Genomic DNA, 17743 nt, shown 5'->3' with positions numbered 1-17743 from the left:
CCGCCTACGCCTGAGCGCCGACCGGGTCGGTCGATCCGTCGCGGGTGAGTTCGCCGACCGCGTCCCGCCACAGGGTCAGCAGTCGGTGCAGATCGTCCGCTCCGAGCACGTCCGCCGCGCCGATCAGCAGCGCGTTCGTGTCGGACGGGGACTCGGTGACGAAGATGAGCAGCTCGATGGACGCCTGCGGGTGATCGAGTTCCACCGCTCGCACGTCGACACCGTCCAGCGTCCAGTGCAGGTCCACGTCCTCCCGCGCGTACGCCAGCACGACCTGGTAGAGCGGGCTCCGGCAGGCGCCTCCCTCGCGCTTCCCGGCGGCGTGGGCGATCAGCGAGGCGATGGGATAGTCACGCCGCCGCAGCGAGTCGCGTACGAGCGTCCGGCACTCCTCGAAGGTCCGTCGCAGGCCCGCGGATCGGGGCGAGCGCGAGCGGAGGAAGATCAGATTCTGGAAGAAGCCGACGGTGTCGAAGTCCTGCGGCCTGCGTCGGGTGTCCACGGCCGTGACGAGGCCGACGTCGTCGGTCCCGGAGAGCTGCTTCAGCGCCCAGAGCAGCGCGGTGACGTTGATGATGAAGCGCGTGCAGCCCAACCGCTTCGCCGCGGTGCCCATGCGGGCGGAGATCTCCGGGCCGAGCAGGCCCTCGGTCACCACCGGCCGAGTTGCCTCCACCTCGAGATCGGTCAGGAAGCGTGGCGGCAGCGGCGTGAGGAGATCGAGGATCTCCGGCGAGTCCTCGACGCTCGGGAACGTGTTCCGGACGGCGGACGAGTCGTAGGCGTACGGCTCGGCGAGATCCTCCGACCGGCCTGCGTAGAGCGTGGCGAGATCCCGCTGGAGGACCGCCCTCGAACGCTCGTCGATCGCGATGTGGTCGATGACCAGGAGGACGCTGTGGACGCCTGGCGTGTGCGGGATCAGGATCGCCTGGAGCATCGTGTGGCGGTCCGGGGTCGTGAACCGTTGGGTGGCGTCGTCGAGGACGTCGCTCACGTGCTTGCGGATCTCGTCCTCGTCGGACATCCCGGTGGCCGGCGCGATCGTGAACACGTCCGGGCCCTCGCCCGGATGGACGATCGCCAGCACCTCTCCCGATTCGGCGAAGGCGTAGTTGGTGCGGAGGATGGTGTGCCGGCGGACGAGCCCGATCAGCGCGTCGCGGAGCCGGTCGACGTCCAGCGGCCCGCGGATCAGCAGGTGGGTGCCCACGATCTGCGCGGGCGGGCCGCCCGGCGCGTGACGTCCCTTGATCAGGCGGCTCTGGGTCAGCGACGCCGGATAGACGGTCGCCCGTGGCCGGCCGCTTCGATCGAGGTGGTCCGTCATCCTGCCCCGCCCTTCTCGCCGCTCGACCCGCGACCGCCGACCCGCGCCGCTGCCGCGGTCGGGTCCGCAGAACGCGCCCGCGAGCGTACTAGCTCGCGCCGGAAAGCGTTGCCCCAGAAGCGATTGAGGCGCGACAGAGCGGGTACGGGGCGGCATGCGGATCGTGGTGGTGGGGGCGACCGGCAACGCGGGCACCGCCCTGTTGCGCCGGCTGCGACGGGAGCGCGGGCTGGAACTCGCCGGGGTGGCGCGTCGGCTGCCTGGGCCGGAGTGCGGCGAGCCGTACGACCAGGTGGAGTGGCACTCCTGCGACGTCGGCCTGCCCGGGGCGGCCGGCCAGCTCGCCGAGGTCTTCGCCGGGGCCGACGCGGTGGTGCACCTGGCCTGGCAGATCCAGCCCAGCCACGACCAGCGGGTGCTGCACCGTACCAACGTGGGCGGGAGCGCGGCCGTGATCGACGCCGTGGTCCGCGCCGGCGTGCCGGCTCTGGTGTACGCGTCGTCGGTCGGCGTCTACGCGTCCGGCCCGAAGGACCGGCCGGTCTCCGAGCGCTGGCCGGCGACGGGGGTGCCCGGCTCGTCGTACAGCCGGGACAAGGCCGAGGTGGAGGCGCTGCTCGACCGGGCGGAGCGGGAGCACCCGCAGCTGCGGGTGGTGCGGCTGCGGCCCGGGCTGAACTTCCAGCGGGCGGCGGCCACCGAGATCACCCGCTACTTCCTCGGCCCGTTCGCGCCCGTCCGGCTGCTGCGCTTCGGCCGGATCCCGATCGTGCCGACGAACCGGCGGCTGCGGATGCAGGCCGTGCACACCGACGACGTCGCCGACGCGTACGCCCGGGCGGTCCTGGGTGACGCGCGCGGCGCGTTCAACGTCGCCGCGGACCCGGTGCTGACCCCGGAGCTGGTGGCCCGGCACTTCCACGGCTGGACGGTGCCCGTGGCCGCCCCGGTGCTGCGCGCCGCCGCCGCGCTGACCTGGCGGGCGCGGCTGCAACCGATCGACGGCGGCTGGGTGGAGCTGGCGCTGCACGCGCCGCTCATGTCGAGCGAGCGCGCCGAGACGGAGCTGGGCTGGCACCCGCGCCACGACGCGCTCAGCGCGCTGCGGGAACTCCTCGCCGGCATGGCCGACGGCGCGCACGCCACCAGCCCGCCGATGTCGGCGGCCGGCGGCCTCCCGGGCCGTCCCGCCGCCCTGCTCAGCGGTCGCCTCGCCGGCCACGGCAACCCCTACTGACCGACCGCGAGCGGCGGCGGTCAGAAGTCGGAGAAGAGGTACGGGTGCTGGCGGGGGAAGAGCCGGCGCAGCTCCGCCGCCGCCTCCGGCGACACGTCGCCCAGCCCGCGCAGGCCCACCTCGACCGGGTCCAGCACCCCGTACGCCAGCGCGGAGAGTCCGGCGGCGGTCAGCGTGCTGGTCGGCGGCGAGCCGGCGGTGGCGGCGGCGCCGGTGACCAGCTCCAGCGCGCCGGTCGTGCCGTCCAGCAGGTACGACCCGGCCAGCCACCGGTCGCCGGCCAGCTCGATCCGCACCCGGCCCGGCCCGACGGGCAGCCCGGCCAGCGCGTCGATCGACAGCAGCCGGGCCATCGGCGCGGAGGCGCTCGGGCGGGCCACCCGTGCCTCGACGTGCACCGCCAGGTCGGTCAGCCACAGCTCCGGCGCCTCGTCGACGGGCACCTGGACGGTCACCCGCTCCACCTGGTCGACGTGCCGGGCGAAGAACTGCAACAGCAGCGTGCGCGCGAGCGGGTCGGCCGCGAGCAGGTCGCCGGCGGCGAGCGTGCCGCCGTGGTCGTCGATCCGGTAGATCACCGCGCCGGTGACCGTGCCGCCCGTACGGGCCGTCAGCAGCCAGTGCTCGTCGCGGTCGCGCAACCCCACGTCCCGGTAGCCGGGGAAGATCGCGAAGCCGTGCCGCTCGTTCAGGCACCGCTCGGTGAACGCGCGCCACTGCGGGTAGCCGTCGCCGATCCGCTCCCAGCCGACCTCGCCCGGCAGGTCGGCGCGGAGCAGCTCGCCCAGGTCCGCCGGCGAGAACGTGACGGTACGCGGCTTCGGCAGCCCCACGTAGCCGAACCGGGCGTAGAACGACGGCCGGAACGGGTAGAGCGCGCTGAGCTGGTGCCCCTCGTCGCGCATCTCGTCGAGGAGCTGGTGCAGCAGGGTGCGTACGTGCCCGCGCCGGCGGGCCAGCGGGTGGGTGGCCACCCCGGCGACACCGGCCATGGGCAGCACCTCGCCGCGCAGGTTCTGCCGCATCGGGATCGCCGAGGCGGCGGCGACCGTGGTGCGCCCCTCCTCGACGATCAGCGTCCGGTTGCCCTCGTTGTAGGGCAGGTAACCGCGGAACTCCTCCGCCCGGGCCACGCTGCGCGGCGACGCCTCGAAGGCGTACGCGCCGAGCGCGAAGCTGGTGGTGAGTCGTTCCTCGGCGTGCACCCGGCGGACGGTCATCCGCCCATCCCATCCCGGTCCGGCAGCCGCCGCAACCGCAATCGCCGGTTACCGGCGTGGCGCGCCGTCAGCCGATCGGCAGGTGTCGAAGGTGCCGGCGGCGGCGCAGCCGGACGCTGAACACGGCCGCCACGGCGCCGATCAGCAGCGCGGTGACGGCCAGCCCGTGCAGCGAACCGCGCGTCAGGTAGCCGGAGTCGGCGTGGTCCACCGCCCAGGTGGCGATCTCCCGACTGGACCAGAAGGGGGTCAGCTTGGCGCCGGTGCCGGCCGGGTCGATCAGCATCTGCACCGCCACCACGGTGAGCAGCAGCAGCGTCCCCTCCAGCTCGCGGGGGAGCAGCGCGCCGATCAGCATCCCGAACGGCGCGGCCACCGCCACGCAGCAGAGCATCGCCACCGCCACCCCGCCGTGCCGCAGCTCGGGCGCATCGACGACGGTGAGCAGGAAGAACGGTACGGACAGCAGGAGCCCGGCCGCCCACAGGCCGAGCAGCCGACCGAGGTAGAGATCGCGCGGGCGGTAGCCGGCCAGCCGCAGCCGGGGCTCCAGTTCGCGGGCCGCGCCGGTGGCGAAGAGGGCGGCGGTGCTGACGGCCCAGCTGATGCCGAGCAGCAGCGAACGCACCGACTGCCCGACGTGGGAGTCCCGCCGGATCATCCAGAACGCCAGCGGCATCAACAGCAGCAGCAGGAGCACGCCCCGACGGCGCAGCAACTCCCGCAGGGTCATCTCGGCGACGGTGGCGAGGCGGTTCACGCGCGCCCTCCCTGGGTTGCCGGGGTCAGGTCGAGCACCAGGTCGACCCGGTCGAGTTGGTTGAGCAGGTGCGTCACCACGACGATCGCCCGTCCCTCGTCGCGCAGCCGGGCGAGCTGGTCCCAGAAGTTGACGTACGTGCCCTGGTCGAAGCCCTGGTAGGGCTCGTCGAGCAGCAGCACGTCCGGCTCGCTGAGGGTGGACATGGTCAGGTTCAGCTTCTGCCGGGTGCCGCCGGAGAGGTCGCGGGCGAGGACGTCGCCGTCGGCCTCCCAGCCGAGGTGGCGGGCCGCCGCCCGGCCGGCGCGGCGAGCCGGACCGCGGGCCACGCCCCGGCCGGCGCCGATCAGCACGAAGTGCTCGTCGGGCAGCAGGAAGTCGGCGGTGCCGCCCTGCTGGGGGCAGTAGCCGACCCGGCCGGAGACGGTCACGTCCCCGGCGTCGGGGGAGACCAGGCCGGCGCAGACGCGCAGGAAGGTGCTCTTGCCGCAGCCGTTCGCCCCGATCACGGCGGCGATCTGCCCGGCCCGGACGGTCAGGGACGCGTCGCGCAGGACGGTGTGTCGCCCGTACCGCTTGGTGATGCCCCGGGCGTGCAGCCGGACCGGCCCGGGGCGCGGACCGGGCGCGGTGCCGATGGTCTCGACGATCGCGGCGGCGTAGTCCTGCGGCCGGCCGAAGACGGCCCACGGGTCGCCCCCACCGTCGCGCAGGTGCGCGGCGGCCTCGGCGACCACGTGCCGGGCGGCGTCCGCCCGGACCCGGCGCCGGTCCAACTCGGCCGCGAACGCCCGCAGCCAATCGTCGGCGTTCATCCGTCGACCCCCTTCGTGACGAGGCCGGTCACCGGGGCGACGAACGCGAGCCAGGCGTTGCCGCCCTGGCGCAGGGTCGCCCGCCCGTCGTCGGTGAGCCGGTAGTACTTGCGGGCCGGTCCGGCATCGCCCTCCCGCCACTCGGCGGTGACCAGACCGGTGCGTTGCAGCCGCAGCAGCACCGGGTAGAGCGTGCCGCCCTGGATCGGCCCGATGCCGGCGGCCTCCAGCGCCTGGGCGAGCTGGTAGCCGTAGGACTCGCCCTCGCGCAGCAGCGCCAGGACGCAGAGGTCGAGCACCCCGCGCAGCCACTGCCCACGCCGGTCGGATTCCACGCGACGAACATAGCGACGCTACCTAGATGGCACAACTACCTAGATACCCGCGAGCGCCCGCGAAAGGAGCCGGAACGATTTTCAGACGGTCACGACGTCCGAGACCACGACGGTCACGTTGTCCGGCGCGCCCGCCTGGTGGGCGAGCTTGACGAGTTGCTCGCCGCACTGGTGGCGGTCCGCGTACGTGGTCAGGGCGGCGGCGATCGTGGCGTCCTCGACGTAGTCGGAGAGCCCGTCGCTGCACAGCAGCAGCCGGTCGCCGGCGACCACCGTGAGTACGCCGACCGCCGGGGGCGTGTCCGAGCCCTGCACCGCCCGGGTCACCAGGGACCGCTGCGGGTGGTGCCGCGCCTGCTCGGGCGAGAGCGCCCCCTGGTCGACCAGCGCCTGGACGAAGGTGTCGTCCCGGGTGAGCTGGGTCAGCTCCCCGTTACGCAGCAGGTAGCAGCGGGAGTCGCCCACCTGCGCCAGCACCAGCGCATCCCCGGCGAGCAGGGCGGCGGTCAGCGTCGTACCCATGCCGTCGCGCGCCGGGTCGACGGTGATGGCGGCGTGGATGCGGCGGTTCGCCGTGCTCACCACGGCCCGCAGCGCTCCGGCCGCCTCGTCGGGGGCGGTCGGCGGGTTCAGCTCGTCCAGGATGCGAATGACGATCTCGCTCGCCACCTCCCCCGCAGGCAGGCCGCCCATGCCGTCCGCGACCGCGACGAGGCGGTCACCGGCGAGGGCGGAGTCCTCGTTGTTGGTGCGGACCAGGCCGATGTCGTTGATGATGGCCGAGCGGAGGATCAGCTTCATGGGGTCAAGCTTGCCAAGAACACCCTCCCGCCGTCTCTACGCACTACTGCGTAGGGTTGGGGAATGATGCCGGTGTCCATGGTCGGACGCGCCGGTGAGCTCGCCGAGCTCGACCGCGCCTGGTCCACCGTGGTCACCTCCCGGCCGGGCGCGCCGACCGTCGCGGTGATCACCGGGGCCGCCGGGGTGGGCAAGTCCCTGCTGGTCGCGGCAGCCCTCGACGCGTTCGCCCCCCGGCCGGCGGTGGTGCTCTCCGGCGCCGCGCGGGTGCACAGCCCCGCGCCGTACGACTGGTTGGCCGCCGTCCTCACGGGCCGGGACACGAGCCGGCTCGACCTGCCGCGCGACGCGCTGGCCTGGCTCGCCCAGCAGCCGAGCGCGCCGCGCGAGCGCTACGCGCCGGGCACCCTGCTGCGGCTCGCGGTGCGGGTCGTCCGGATGCTGGTCGGCGCCGGCCCGGCCGTGCTGGTGGTGGAGGATCTGCACGCCCTCGACCCGGCCAGCCTCAACCTGGTGGGCGAGCTGGCGACGGCCGCCGACCTGCCGGCGCTGCTGGTGGTGGCGAGCCGGCCCGCCGAGGACGCCGTCGCGCCGGACCTCGCGGTCCGCGCCCTGGCCCGGCTCTGCGGCGTCCGGGGCGCCGTCCGCCAACACCTCGGACCGCTGCTCCCGGCCGAGGTCGCCCAGGTGCTGACCCAGGTGTACGCGGACCCGCCCCCCTCCGGCCGGCTCGTGCGCGCCGTGTGGCAGCGCACCGGCGGCAACCCGTACGCGCTCACCGAACTGCTCGCCGCCCATGCCGGCCGGGGGCCCGAGGCGCTGCTCCGGCCGCCGCCCGCGCCGCGCCCGCCCCGGGTGACGCCGCAGCGGCCCGCCGACCCCGTCGACGCCGAGCTGACCGGGCGGGAGATCGAGGTGCTGGGCTGCCTGGTCGCCGGGATGTCCAACAAGCAGGCGGCGCGGGCCCTCGGCATCTCGGTGCGGACGGTCACCGTGCACGTGTCGAACCTGCTGCGCAAGACCGGGTCGGCGTCGCGTACCGAGGCGGCGATCTGGGCGGTGCAGCGGCGGCTGCCGGTGTCGACGCCCGTGGACGGCTGAGCCGCCGCGCTGGCCCGGCGGCCGGCCAGTCGGGCCGTGTCGTCGCCGGGTGGTCACTGGTCACCGGCCCGGCGGGGGCCGTGTCGTCGACGGGTGTCAGTGGCGGGGGTAGCGGAGCAGGAGGCTCGCGGCGACCTCCTCGTCGCCGACGGCGGCGTACACGTGCGGCACGTCGGAGGTCCAGCGCAGGTGCCCGCCGGCGGCGGCGGTCAGCGGCGCGTCGACCGGGCCGGCGCGCAGCACACCCGAGAAGACGGTGATGTGCTCGGTGACGCCCCGCTGGTGGGCGGGGGAGAGCTGCTCCGCGCCGGGCGCGACCAGCATCCGGTACAGCTCGTAGGTGGCGTCGGTGTCCTCGAAGACCTCCAGCAGGATGCCGCTGACCGCGGCGCCGCGGATGTTGGCCCCGGCGCCCGGGCCGGAGAGCACGGCCGTCAGCGGCACGCTGAGCTGCGCGGTGATCGCGTAGAGCGTCTCCAGGGTCGGGTTGCGGGTGCCGTGCTCCAGCCCGGAGAGGGTCGCCTTTCCCACCCCCGCCAGCCGGGCCAGGGTGGACAGCGACATGCCCCGCTCCTCGCGCAGCGCGCGGAGCCGCCGGCCGACGGCGACGCGCTCCGGGTCGACGTGCGGTGGGTGGGCTGGTGACGTCGGTGGCATCCCGCTATCGTGCTACACGTTTCTGTTCCATAAACGGAACGATCGGGGGGTGGGATGGCGGGACGGACGCAACCGGTGCTGGCGGGCGTGGTGACCGCGCTGGTCGGATTCGCCAGCTCGTTCACGGTGGTGCTGGCCGGCCTGCGGGCCGTGGGCGCCTCGGACGCGCAGGCCGCCTCCGGGCTGCTCGCGGTGTGCGTGGCCTCCGGGGTCTCCGCCGTGTGGCTGGGCCTGCGGCACCGGATCCCGATGAGCATCGCCTGGTCCACCCCCGGCGCGGCGCTGCTGGTCGCCACGGGCGCGATGCCCGGCGGATGGCCCGTCGCCGTCGGGGCGTTCCTCGTCTCGGGCGCGCTGATCGTGGCCGCCGGGCTGTTCCCCGCGCTCGGGCGGGCCGTCGCGGCGATCCCCCGGCCGGTCGCGGGCGCGATGCTCGCCGGGGTCCTGCTGCCGCTCTGCACCGCCCCCGTACGCGCGCTCGTCGAGGTGCCCCGGCTGGCCGTCCCGGTGGTGCTGGCCTGGTTGCTGCTGCACCGGTTCGCCCGGCGGTGGGCGGTGCCGGGTGCGCTGGCCGTCGCGGTGGCGGCGATCGCGCTGACCACCCCGGTCTCCGGGCTCGGTGGCGCGCGGCTGCTGCCCGTGGTCGAGCTGACCGCCCCGGCCTGGAACGTCTCCGCGATGGTTGGCCTGGCGCTGCCGCTCTTCCTGGTCACCATGGCCGCGCAGAACGTACCCGGGATGGCGGTGCTGGTCGGCTACGGCTACCGGCCGCCCTTCGGTGCCGCGCTGCGCGCCACGGGGCTGACCACCGTGCTCGCCGCGCCCGCCGGCGGGCACGCGGTCAACCTCGCCGCGATCACCGCCGCGCTGGCCGCCGGCCCCGACGCCCACCCGGACCCGGACCGCCGCTGGATCGCCTCGGTCACCGCCGGGACCGGGCTGGCCCTGCTGGGGCTGGGCGCCGGGGCGGCCACCGCGCTGGTCGCGCTCGCCCCGCCGGTGCTGATCGAGGCGGTGGCCGGGCTGGCGCTGCTCGGCGCGCTGGCCACCGCGCTCACCTCGGCGCTGGCGGAGCCGGCGGCCCGGGAGGCCGCGGTGGTCACCTTCGTGGTCACCGCCTCCGGAGTGACTCTGCTCGGCGTGGGCGGCGCGTTCTGGGGCCTGGTCGCGGGCGGGGCGATGCTCCTGCTCTTCCGCCAGCGCTCCGACGGGCCGGCCGCGCCGGAACCGGCGGTCGAACCCGCCGCGCCCGGGCTGGCGTCACCTGGGCCAGCGTCGCCCGGGTCGGACTCCGTCGCGGTCGCCGGGCCGCCGAGCGGCGTGCACCAGCCGGACGATCGCGGCCGGGTCGGCGGGCGGTCCGGCGGCACCTGAGCGTCCACGAGCGCTGTCGAGCTGAATCGTCTACGACATCAGCGTGAGTCGGTCTACGACATCAGCGTGAGTCGTCTACGACATCAGCTCGACAGCGTGCGGCGAGCCTGCCCGGTGCTGACGACGTGCCCACACCCGGCGGGCATATCGGACGGGCCCCGCTACTCCTCGGGTGGCAGGTCGCGGGCCGGGACGTCGAGGCGTACCTGGTCGTCGGTGACGGCGGCGATCTGCTCGGCGAGCACGTACACCGCGCCGGTGCGGACCAGGTCGGTGGAGACCTTCAGGTAGCCGCTGTGCAGCAGTCGGGCCGCCAGGTCGGCCGGTACGTCCGGCTCCTCGACGGCCGTCGACTCGATCAGCTCGTCCAGGCTGCTGCCCGGGTCGGCGGTCGGCGCCTGCACGGTCACCGCGTTCGGGTCACCCCGCTGGACCAGGTCGACGGTCCCGAACTCGGTGCCGTCGGCGTCGATCACCCGCATGCCCGTGGTGACCCGGGAAACTGTCGCCTGTCGCTCGGTGCCCTGCTGCTCCATCCTGGCGCGGTTCCCGGACCCCGCTCCGACTAAACCATCGTCGAGATCTTGGACAGTTTCGTTCGGCCCGAGCGGCAACTGTCCAAGATCTCGGGCGGTGGCCGTTCACCAGGCGGTCGGGGGGCGGGGGGAGAGCTCGCGCCACGTGTCGGTGCCCTGGAGCAGCGCCCGGACCGTCTCCTCGGCCTCGTCGGCGGTGTCGTGCTCGTAGAAGCGGGAGACGCCCTCGGAGCCGCCGGCGCGCTGCTCGACGTGCCACCGGTCGCCGTCCACGCGGAGGAAGACGTCGCGCCGGGCCAGCCGGCCCCATTTCCCGTTCCACCAGTGCTTCCGCTGCTCCATGACGGGGACTCTATCGAACATGCGTACGAAAAAGTCCGGCCCCTGCGGGAATCCCGCAGGGGCCGATGTGCGTGTGCCGGGTTCAGCGCATGGTGGGCGGTTCCTGCCGGCGGCCGAGCACGTCGTCGAGCGCGCCGCGCTGCTGCCCGGGGGTGGTGTGGCCGGCGGCGACCAGGGCGTCGCGGATCTCGGTGAGCAGCCTGACCTCCTCGCTCGGCGCCTTCGGCGGCGGCTCCTCGCCCCGCTTGCGCCGCTCGGCCAGCTTGTTCATCGGGAACACCACGAGGAAGTAGAGCGCCGCCGCGGTGAGCAGGAAGGTGATCAGCGCGTTGACGAACGCGATCCAGTCGAAGGCGATGCCACGGAACATCGGGGCGGTGCCGGCGAGGCCCTTGTCGCTGCCGGTGATGAGCAGCACGAAGACTCTGATCATCGGTTCCAGGAACGACTTGGTGAGCTGGGTGACCACGCCCGTGAACGCGGCGCCGATGACGACACCGACCGCCAGGTCGACGACGTTGCCGCGCATGATGAAGTCTTTGAATCCCTTGAGCATCCGTACTCCTGAGGTGTCCGCTCTTCCGTCCGGCCCAACCTATGCCCCTGGTGTGGGCTCCAGAAAAGCGCCGGCCTCGGTCGCCGCCAGGCCGGGATCGCCGGCCCGGATCGCCTCGACCAGCCGGGAGCGGTCGACGTAGCGTTCCGGCTCCAGCGCGTCGCCCATCGACTGGGCGACCGTGTGGCGCAGCGCGGTGCCGACGGAGGCGTACAGCTCGGCGAGCATGCCGTTGTGCGCCGCCGCGACCACGGCGGTGTGCAGCGCCGCGTCGGCCTCCACGAACTCGTCGACCCGGCCGCCGCGCCAGGCCGCCTCGCGGGCGGCGAGCGCGCCGTCCAGGGCCGCCAGGTCCTCCGTCGTACGCCGTAGCGCGGCGAGCCGGGCGGCCTCCACCTCGAAGGCGCGACGCACCTCGACCACCTCGGCCATCCGGTCGGCGGTGAGCCGGCGCGCCACCACCGGGGCCAGTTCGTCGGTCGACACCACGTACGTCCCCGAGCCCTGCCGGCACTCCAACACCCCGGCGTGGGCCAGCGCGCGTACCGCCTCGCGGACCGTGTTGCGCCCCACACCGAGCGCCGCGACCAGTTGCGGCTCGGTGGGGATCCGCTCGCCGACCGGCCACTCGCCGCCGAGGATCCGCTCCCTGAGCTGCGCGATGGTCTGCCGCACCCGGTGTCCCCGGGGCGGCGCGGCGGGGGAATCAGCCGACGGTGGCACTGGTTACAACACCCGCCAGGAATTCATCCCATGATTGTAGGTTCGGACGCATGACCCCGCCAACCACCGCCGCCCCGGCCGTCTCCCTCGACGCCGGCGCCCCGCCGTCCCCCGCCGGCCCGGCACCGGACGCGGGCACCCGGCCGGACGGCGTGCCCACCCCCGCGCCGGCCGGCCCGGTCACCGGTGGGCTGCTCGTGCTCGTCGGGATGCTGCTCGTGGCGCTCAACCTGCGGGCCGCGATCACCAGCCTCGGCGCCCTGCTCGACGAGGTACGCGACGGCCTGGCCCTCTCCGGTGCGCTGGCCGGGTTCGTGACCACCCTGCCCGCGGTGGCCTTCGCCGTCTTCGGATCGCTCACCCTCCGGCTGGTCCGCCGGCACTCCCCGGCCCGGGTGCTGGTGGTGGCGATGCTGATCCTCGCCGCCGGGCAGCTCGTCCGGGTCGGTACGGGCTCCGCGCTGGTCTTCATCGCCGGCAGCGCCCTCGCGCTGGCCGGGATCGCGGTGGCGAACGTCCTGCTCCCGCTCCTGGTCAAGCAGTACTTCCCACACCGCGTCGGGCTGGTCACCGGGGCGTACTCGATGACGTTGACGGCGGGCGCGACGGTGGCCGCCGCGGCGGCGGTGCCCGTGGCGCACCTCTTCGGCACCTGGCGGGCCGGTCTCGCCGTCTGGGCCGGGCTGGCCCTGGTGGCCGTACTCCCGTGGGTGCCGCTGGCGCTGCGGGCGCGCGCGGCCCGGCGGGCGGCGACCCCGACGGTGGTGGCGTCCCGCCCCCGCCGGATCCGGCCGGGACGGACCCGGCTCGGCTGGGCGATGGCGGTCTACTTCGGAACGCAGTCGCTGGGCGCCTACGCGATCATGGGCTGGCTCGCCCAGCTCTTCCGCGACGCCGGCTACCGGCCGCAGGACGCCGGCCTGCTGCTCGCCGGGGTGACGGCGCTGGGCGTGCCGATCGCGCTGCTGATGCCGACCCTGGCCGGGCGGCTACGCACCCTGCACCCGCTGGTGCTCACGCTCTCCGCCGCGATGGCGCTCGCCTACGTCGGGATGGCCGTCGCGCCGTACGAAGGGGCGCTGCTGTGGGTGGTGCTGCTCGCGATCGGGCAGAGCGCCTTCCCGATGATCCTGGCCACCATCGGGCTGCGCGCACGGACCGCCGACGGGACCGTGGCGCTCTCCGCGTTCAGCCAGAGCGTCGGCTACCTCATCGCCGCGCTGGGGCCGCTGCTGGTGGGCACGCTCTACGGGACGACCGGCGGCTGGACCGCCCCGATCGGTCTCCTGCTGGTGGCACTCGCCGTGCAGACCGGCGCGGGCATGGTGATAGCCCGTCCCCGACACATCGAGGACGAGGCGTGAGGGGCGAGCGTCAGGAGGACGCCGGGGCGGAGTCGCCGGCCACGGCCTCGTCGACGGTCGGGTAGGTGTGCAGCACCTCGACGAGGCCGCTGACCTCCAGGATACGGAGCACCCCGCGCTGCGGGGCGGCCAGCCGCACCACGCCGCCCGCCTCGTCGCAGCTGTTCTTGGCCCGGACGAACACCGACAGCCCCGTGGAGTCGCAGAACGAGACGTTCGCCAGGTCGAAGACGAGTCGGCTGCGGCCCTTGTCGAGCAGGTCGGTGATCTGGTCCTGCAACTGCGGTGCGGTCGCCATGTCCAACTCGCCTGCGACCGAGACGACGACCACGTCGCCGCGCTGTTCCGTGTGCACCGTCAAGGACATTCGCCAGACCTCCTGTTATCGGGGAAACGGTATCCCACGATCGGGGTGGTACGCAGAACGGGAGCCGGGATCCGGTGGCCGCCCCCATTCGTTTGCCGTGCGGCAAGTAGCGGTCCGACCCCCGGTGATAGAGTCCGCCGTCGAGGTCGAAGGGGGTTCACCATGGCGTTGAGCGCCGAGGAAAGCAGCCGCTTGGCCGGTCTGCTGACCGATCACGCCGAACGGATCACGCACCGCTGGACGGAAATCGTCGCCGCGTCCCTGCGCGGACGACTCAGCCAGGGGGAGCTGCGCCGGCAGCTGCAGGAGCTGCATTCTAGCATGATCACCGCCAGCACCCAGGGCGCCGTCGACCTCGACTCCGAGCACGCCACGGAGCTGCGCGCCGTGCTCTCCGAGCTGTCCCGCGGGCGCGCCCGGCAGGGCTTCTCCGCCTCCGAGACCGCCATCAGCGTGTTCTCCTTCAAGGAGGTGCTGCTGGAGCTGCTGGAGGGTGAGGGCGGCCCGGACAAGCTCCGCGACTACGTCGCCTTCACCGGCCTGATCGACCAGATGGGGCTCTTCACCTTCGAGAGCTTCGTACGCACCCGCGAGAGCCTCATCGCCGACCAGGCGGAGCAGCTGCTGGAGCTGTCCACCCCGGTGGTGAAGCTCTGGGAGGGCGTGGTCGCCGTGCCGCTGGTCGGCACCCTCGACTCGGCCCGGGCCCAGGTGGTGATGGAGCGGCTGCTCCAGACCCTGGTCGACACCGGCTCGCCCTACGCGATCATCGACATCACCGGCGTACCGGCGGTGGACACCCAGGTCGCCCAGCACATCCTCAAGACCGTGGTGGCCGCCCGGCTGATGGGCGCCGACTGCATCATCTCCGGCATCCGGCCGCAGATCGCGCAGACCATCGTGGCCCTGGGCATCGAGTTCGGCGACATCGCCACCAAGGCCAGCCTCGCCGACGCGCTGCGGCACGTGCTCCGGCTCACCGGGGTCGAGACCGGCCGCCGCCAGCGCCGGGAGGCCTGATGGAACGGGTGCCGATCCTCAAGATCGGCGACATCCTGCTGGTCTCCATCCAGGTCGACATGTCCGACCAGACGGCGGTCCAGCTCCAGGAGGACCTCGCGGAGCGGATCGTCGCCACCGGCTGTCACGGCGTGATCATCGACATCACCGCCCTGGACATCGTCGACTCCTTCGTCGGGCGGATGCTGTCGACGATCGCCTCGATCTCCAAGGTGCTCGACGCGGAGACGGTCGTGGTCGGGATGCGTCCCGCCGTCGCCATCACCCTGGTCGAGCTGGGCCTTTCGCTCAACGGCATCCGGACGGCGCTCAACGTCGAACGGGGAATGGAGTTGATCGCCGCGGCCCACGCCGACGAGCACGAGCCCGAGTTCGACGAGGAACCGGACGCCGAGACGACGGCGTTGTCATGACCGCCGGAGTCGACCTGGGCCAGCCGCAGGCGCAGGCGATCCGCAGCGACGAGGACGTGGTCCGCGTCCGGCAGCTGGTGCGTACGGTGTCGGTGGCGGTCAAGCTCTCGCTGGTCGACCAGACCAAGGTCGTCACCGCGGCGAGCGAGCTGGCCCGCAACACCCTGGTCTACGGCGGCGGCGGCACGGTCGAGGTGGCCAGCGTGGACAACGGCCGGCGCAGGGGCGTACGGATCGTCTTCGCCGACGCCGGTCCGGGCATCGCCGACCTCGACCTGGCACTGACCGACGGCTACACCACCGGCGGCGGGCTGGGCCTCGGGCTCAGCGGCGCACGCCGGCTGGTCGACGAGTTCGACATCCAGACCGCCGTGGGTGAGGGAACCCGGATCACCGTCACCAAGTGGTCCCGGTGAACGACGACGCGGTCTCCGACCGCGGGGTCTGGTTCCGGGTCGAGAGCGGCAGCGCGGCCAGCACGGTGCGCCGGGCCGCCGAACGGCTCGGCAACCATCTCGACCTGGGTGCCGACCGCATCGCCGACCTGTCCATCGTCGCCGCCGAGCTGACCAGCAACCTGGTCAAGCACGCCGACGACGGCGTCCTGCTGCTGCGGCCGGTGCGGCGCGACGGGGAGGCCGGCGTGGAGCTGATCGCCCTCGACACCGGGCCGGGGATGGCCGACCTCACCGCCTCCTCCCGCGACGGGCACTCCACCGCCGGGACGCTCGGCATCGGTCTCGGCGCGATCGTCCGGCAGGCCAACTGGTTCGACGGCTACTCCCGACCGGAGCGCGGCACGGTCCTCACCGTCCAGATCTGGCCGAATGACGCCGGCGGGCCCGAGCGGCCCTGGGTCGGCGCCCTCACCCGGCCGCTGGCCGGGGAGTCGGTCAGCGGCGACGGGTACGCGTGGCGGATCGTCGACGGCCGGCGTCAGGTGCTCGTCTGCGACGGCCTGGGGCACGGGCCGCTCGCCTCCGCCGCCACCGACGCCGCGCTCGACGCGTTCCGCAAGGCGCCGGCGGGGGCGCCGTCGGCGGTCGTCGCGCACCTGCACCGCTCGATCTCGCACACCCGGGGCGCGGCGCTGGCCGTGGCCGAGCCGGATCCGTCGGCCGGGGTGCTGCGCTACTCGGGGCTCGGCAACATCTCCGCCGCCGTCATCGACGCGGACGGCAAACGGCGGGGCCTGGTCTCGCTACCCGGCATCGCGGGGCACCAACGCCCCCCGATCCGGGAGTACGACTACCCCTTCGGGACCGACGCCCTGCTGGTCATGCACAGTGACGGGGTGGTGGACCGCTGGCAGCTCGCCGACTACCCCGGTCTCGTCGACCGGTCGCCCCTGGTGGTGGCCGCGACGTTGCTGCGGGACGCCGGCACGCGCCGCGACGACGCCTGCGTCCTGGCCGTGCGGGCGTGGCCGTGACCGGGTTCACCGGGGCGCCGCTGCTGACGATGGCGCTGCGGGTCGAACACGACATCTTCGTCGTACGGCAGCGGGGCCGCGAGGTCGCCGCCGCCGTCGGGCTGGAGCACCAGGACCAGGTACGCATCGCCACGGCGCTCAGCGAGGTGGCCCGGGACCTGCTGCACTCGGCCGGCGGGGCGGAGGTGACCTTCGTCCTCGTCCACGACGCCGTCGACGGCAGGCGGCACCTGCGGGTGGACCTCCTCCCGGTGCGCCCGCTGCCCGCCGGCCGGTACGAGCCGCAGTCCGGCGCGGTGGCGCGCCTGGTGGACAAGTTGGGCGTGGTGACACGGGAAGGGGATACGGTCGTGAGGATGTCGCGACGTGTCCCGGTCACCGCAGAGGTGCTGACCCCCGAGCGTCTCGTCGAGCTGCGCGCCGAGCTCGACCGGAACGCCCCGGGCAGCGCCCTGGACGAGTTGGCCGCCCAGAACGCGCAACTCATCGCCGCCCTCGACGAGGTACGCAGCCAGCGCGACGAGCTGGCCGTCCTGAACGAGGAGCTGGCCGAGACCAACCGTGGGGTGATGGCGCTCTACAACCAGCTCACCGAGGAGCTGGAGGAGACCAACCGCGGCGTGGTGGCCCTCTACGCCGAGCTGGACGAGAAGTCCGCCCAGCTGCGCGCGGCGAGCGAGTCGAAGAGCCGGTTCCTGGCGAACGTCAGCCACGAGCTGCGGGCACCGGTCACCGCGATCATGGGGCTGGGGCGGCTGCTGGGCGACTCCGCCTCCGATCCGCTCACCGCCGAGCAGGCCCGCCAGGTCGGGCTGATCCGCTCCTCGGCGGGTGACCTCCTCACGCTGGTCAACGAGCTGCTCGACCTGGCCAAGGCGGAGTCGGGCCGGATCGAGCCGGACTGGGCCGAGGTCGACCTGCGGCCGGTCTTCGGCCAGCTGCGCGGCACGCTCCGGGCCCTGGCCACCCGGCCCGAGGTGGAGCTGGTGGTGGAGGAGCCGCCCCTTCCGGCGACGCTGCGCACCGACGAGGTGCTGCTCGCCCAGGTCCTGCGCAACCTGCTGCACAACGGACTCAAGTTCACCGAGCGCGGGGAGGTCCGGCTGCGGGCGGAACGGCACGACGACCGGTGGTCGCTCGCCGTCTCCGACACCGGCGCGGGCATCCCCCCGGAGCTGCACGAACGGATCTTCGAGGAGTTCTACCAGGTGCCCGGCACGACCCGGGTGGGCGGCACCGGCCTCGGCCTGCCGTACGCGCGGCGGTTGGTGACCATGCTCGGCGGCTCCCTCGTGGTCTCCAGCGAGCCGGGCCGGGGCAGCACGTTCACGGTCACCCTGCCCGTGGGAGGAGCGTGACG

21 protein-coding genes are annotated in these 17743 nt (G+C 73.9%); 9 read left to right on the top strand and 12 right to left on the bottom strand.

What is annotated here, in order from left to right; translation table 11 throughout:
• Positions 1-4 precede the first annotated feature (4 nt).
• Positions 5-1330, bottom strand: coding sequence for a condensation domain-containing protein (locus ACGFIG_RS10310; RefSeq protein ID WP_393001198.1), 1326 nt, complete (start codon positions 1328-1330; stop codon positions 5-7).
• A 154-nt stretch (positions 1331-1484) separates the two neighbouring features.
• Between ACGFIG_RS10310 and ACGFIG_RS10305 the strand changes: the two genes are divergently transcribed.
• On the top strand, positions 1485-2567 hold the full coding sequence (locus ACGFIG_RS10305; protein ID WP_393001196.1) for an NAD-dependent epimerase/dehydratase family protein: 1083 nt from the start codon (positions 1485-1487) through the stop codon (positions 2565-2567).
• Between the two features lie 20 nt (positions 2568-2587).
• Here ACGFIG_RS10305 and eis read toward each other — a convergent pair whose 3' ends face one another.
• The 5 genes from eis to ACGFIG_RS10280 all read right to left on the bottom strand — a co-directional run bounded on the left by eis (position 2588) and on the right by ACGFIG_RS10280 (position 6498).
• Positions 2588-3787, bottom strand: a complete 1200-nt coding sequence (gene eis / locus ACGFIG_RS10300) for an enhanced intracellular survival protein Eis (RefSeq protein ID WP_393001194.1) — start codon at positions 3785-3787, stop codon at positions 2588-2590.
• 67 nt (positions 3788-3854) lie between these two features.
• Positions 3855-4547 carry an ABC transporter permease gene (locus tag ACGFIG_RS10295; protein ID WP_393001192.1) on the bottom strand — a complete coding sequence of 231 codons (693 nt, stop codon included), beginning with the start codon at positions 4545-4547 and terminating at the stop codon, positions 3855-3857.
• On the bottom strand, positions 4544-5362 hold the full coding sequence (locus ACGFIG_RS10290; protein ID WP_393001190.1) for an ATP-binding cassette domain-containing protein: 819 nt from the start codon (positions 5360-5362) through the stop codon (positions 4544-4546). The genes ACGFIG_RS10295 and ACGFIG_RS10290 overlap by 4 nt, the downstream gene beginning before the upstream one ends.
• On the bottom strand, positions 5359-5697 hold the full coding sequence (locus ACGFIG_RS10285) for a PadR family transcriptional regulator (protein WP_393001188.1): 339 nt from the start codon (positions 5695-5697) through the stop codon (positions 5359-5361). The genes ACGFIG_RS10290 and ACGFIG_RS10285 overlap by 4 nt, the downstream gene beginning before the upstream one ends.
• 81 nt (positions 5698-5778) lie before the next feature.
• Positions 5779-6498, bottom strand: a complete 720-nt coding sequence (locus tag ACGFIG_RS10280) for a PP2C family protein-serine/threonine phosphatase (protein WP_393001186.1) — start codon at positions 6496-6498, stop codon at positions 5779-5781.
• 63 nt (positions 6499-6561) lie between these two features.
• On the opposite strand from ACGFIG_RS10280, the gene ACGFIG_RS10275 reads away from it, so the two are divergent.
• On the top strand, positions 6562-7599 hold the full coding sequence (locus ACGFIG_RS10275) for an AAA family ATPase (RefSeq protein WP_393001184.1): 1038 nt from the start codon (positions 6562-6564) through the stop codon (positions 7597-7599).
• A 96-nt stretch (positions 7600-7695) separates the two neighbouring features.
• Here the strand turns inward: ACGFIG_RS10275 and ACGFIG_RS10270 are convergent, their stop codons facing one another.
• Positions 7696-8256, bottom strand: coding sequence for a helix-turn-helix domain-containing protein (locus ACGFIG_RS10270; RefSeq protein WP_393001182.1), 561 nt, complete (start codon positions 8254-8256; stop codon positions 7696-7698).
• Between the two features lie 54 nt (positions 8257-8310).
• Between ACGFIG_RS10270 and ACGFIG_RS10265 the strand changes: the two genes are divergently transcribed.
• The gene (locus ACGFIG_RS10265) at positions 8311-9630 is read left to right on the top strand and encodes a benzoate/H(+) symporter BenE family transporter (protein ID WP_393001180.1); all 1320 of its coding nucleotides are present in this window, start codon (positions 8311-8313) and stop codon (positions 9628-9630) included.
• 161 nt (positions 9631-9791) lie between these two features.
• Here ACGFIG_RS10265 and ACGFIG_RS10260 read toward each other — a convergent pair whose 3' ends face one another.
• From ACGFIG_RS10260 to ACGFIG_RS10245, 4 genes are all read right to left on the bottom strand, one after another.
• Positions 9792-10166 (bottom strand): hypothetical protein, encoded by a 375-nt coding sequence (locus ACGFIG_RS10260; protein WP_393001178.1) that lies wholly within the window; start codon positions 10164-10166, stop codon positions 9792-9794.
• A 105-nt stretch (positions 10167-10271) separates the two neighbouring features.
• Complete coding sequence (locus ACGFIG_RS10255; protein WP_393001177.1) at positions 10272-10508, bottom strand: hypothetical protein; 237 nt, start codon at positions 10506-10508, stop codon at positions 10272-10274.
• An 82-nt stretch (positions 10509-10590) separates the two neighbouring features.
• Entirely contained in the window at positions 10591-11064 is a 474-nt protein-coding gene (gene mscL / locus ACGFIG_RS10250) for a large conductance mechanosensitive channel protein MscL (protein WP_393001175.1), read from the bottom strand.
• Positions 11065-11103: 39 nt separating this feature from the next.
• A complete protein-coding gene (locus ACGFIG_RS10245; protein ID WP_393001173.1) occupies positions 11104-11787 on the bottom strand; it encodes a FadR/GntR family transcriptional regulator in 684 nt (227 codons plus the stop codon).
• A 50-nt stretch (positions 11788-11837) separates the two neighbouring features.
• On the opposite strand from ACGFIG_RS10245, the gene ACGFIG_RS10240 reads away from it, so the two are divergent.
• Entirely contained in the window at positions 11838-13151 is a 1314-nt protein-coding gene (locus ACGFIG_RS10240) for an MFS transporter (protein ID WP_393001171.1), read from the top strand.
• A gap of 10 nt (positions 13152-13161) precedes the next feature.
• On the opposite strand, the gene ACGFIG_RS10235 is transcribed toward ACGFIG_RS10240, so the two are convergent.
• Complete coding sequence (locus tag ACGFIG_RS10235; RefSeq protein WP_393001169.1) at positions 13162-13518, bottom strand: STAS domain-containing protein; 357 nt, start codon at positions 13516-13518, stop codon at positions 13162-13164.
• A gap of 162 nt (positions 13519-13680) precedes the next feature.
• On the opposite strand from ACGFIG_RS10235, the gene ACGFIG_RS10230 reads away from it, so the two are divergent.
• Genes ACGFIG_RS10230 through ACGFIG_RS10210 form a run of 5 tightly spaced genes read left to right on the top strand, consistent with a single transcriptional unit; the run spans position 13681 to position 17741 of the window.
• The gene (locus ACGFIG_RS10230) at positions 13681-14538 is read left to right on the top strand and encodes an STAS domain-containing protein (RefSeq protein WP_393001167.1); all 858 of its coding nucleotides are present in this window, start codon (positions 13681-13683) and stop codon (positions 14536-14538) included.
• Positions 14538-14951 carry an STAS domain-containing protein gene (locus ACGFIG_RS10225; protein ID WP_393001165.1) on the top strand — a complete coding sequence of 138 codons (414 nt, stop codon included), beginning with the start codon at positions 14538-14540 and terminating at the stop codon, positions 14949-14951. Before ACGFIG_RS10230 ends, ACGFIG_RS10225 begins: the two co-directional genes overlap by 1 nt.
• Complete coding sequence (locus tag ACGFIG_RS10220) at positions 14948-15367, top strand: ATP-binding protein (protein WP_393001163.1); 420 nt, start codon at positions 14948-14950, stop codon at positions 15365-15367. Before ACGFIG_RS10225 ends, ACGFIG_RS10220 begins: the two co-directional genes overlap by 4 nt.
• Entirely contained in the window at positions 15355-16383 is a 1029-nt protein-coding gene (locus tag ACGFIG_RS10215) for a SpoIIE family protein phosphatase (RefSeq protein ID WP_393001161.1), read from the top strand. Before ACGFIG_RS10220 ends, ACGFIG_RS10215 begins: the two co-directional genes overlap by 13 nt.
• 29 nt (positions 16384-16412) lie before the next feature.
• Complete coding sequence (locus tag ACGFIG_RS10210; protein WP_393001421.1) at positions 16413-17741, top strand: sensor histidine kinase; 1329 nt, start codon at positions 16413-16415, stop codon at positions 17739-17741.
• Positions 17742-17743: the final 2 nt, after the last annotated feature.

This window comes from Micromonospora sp. NPDC049048 (genome assembly GCF_043197615.1).
In the GTDB taxonomy this organism is placed as follows: domain Bacteria; phylum Actinomycetota; class Actinomycetes; order Mycobacteriales; family Micromonosporaceae; genus Micromonospora.
The sequence above is the reverse complement of the archived record's forward strand: the minus strand, read 5'-3'. Positions and strand labels throughout refer to the sequence as shown.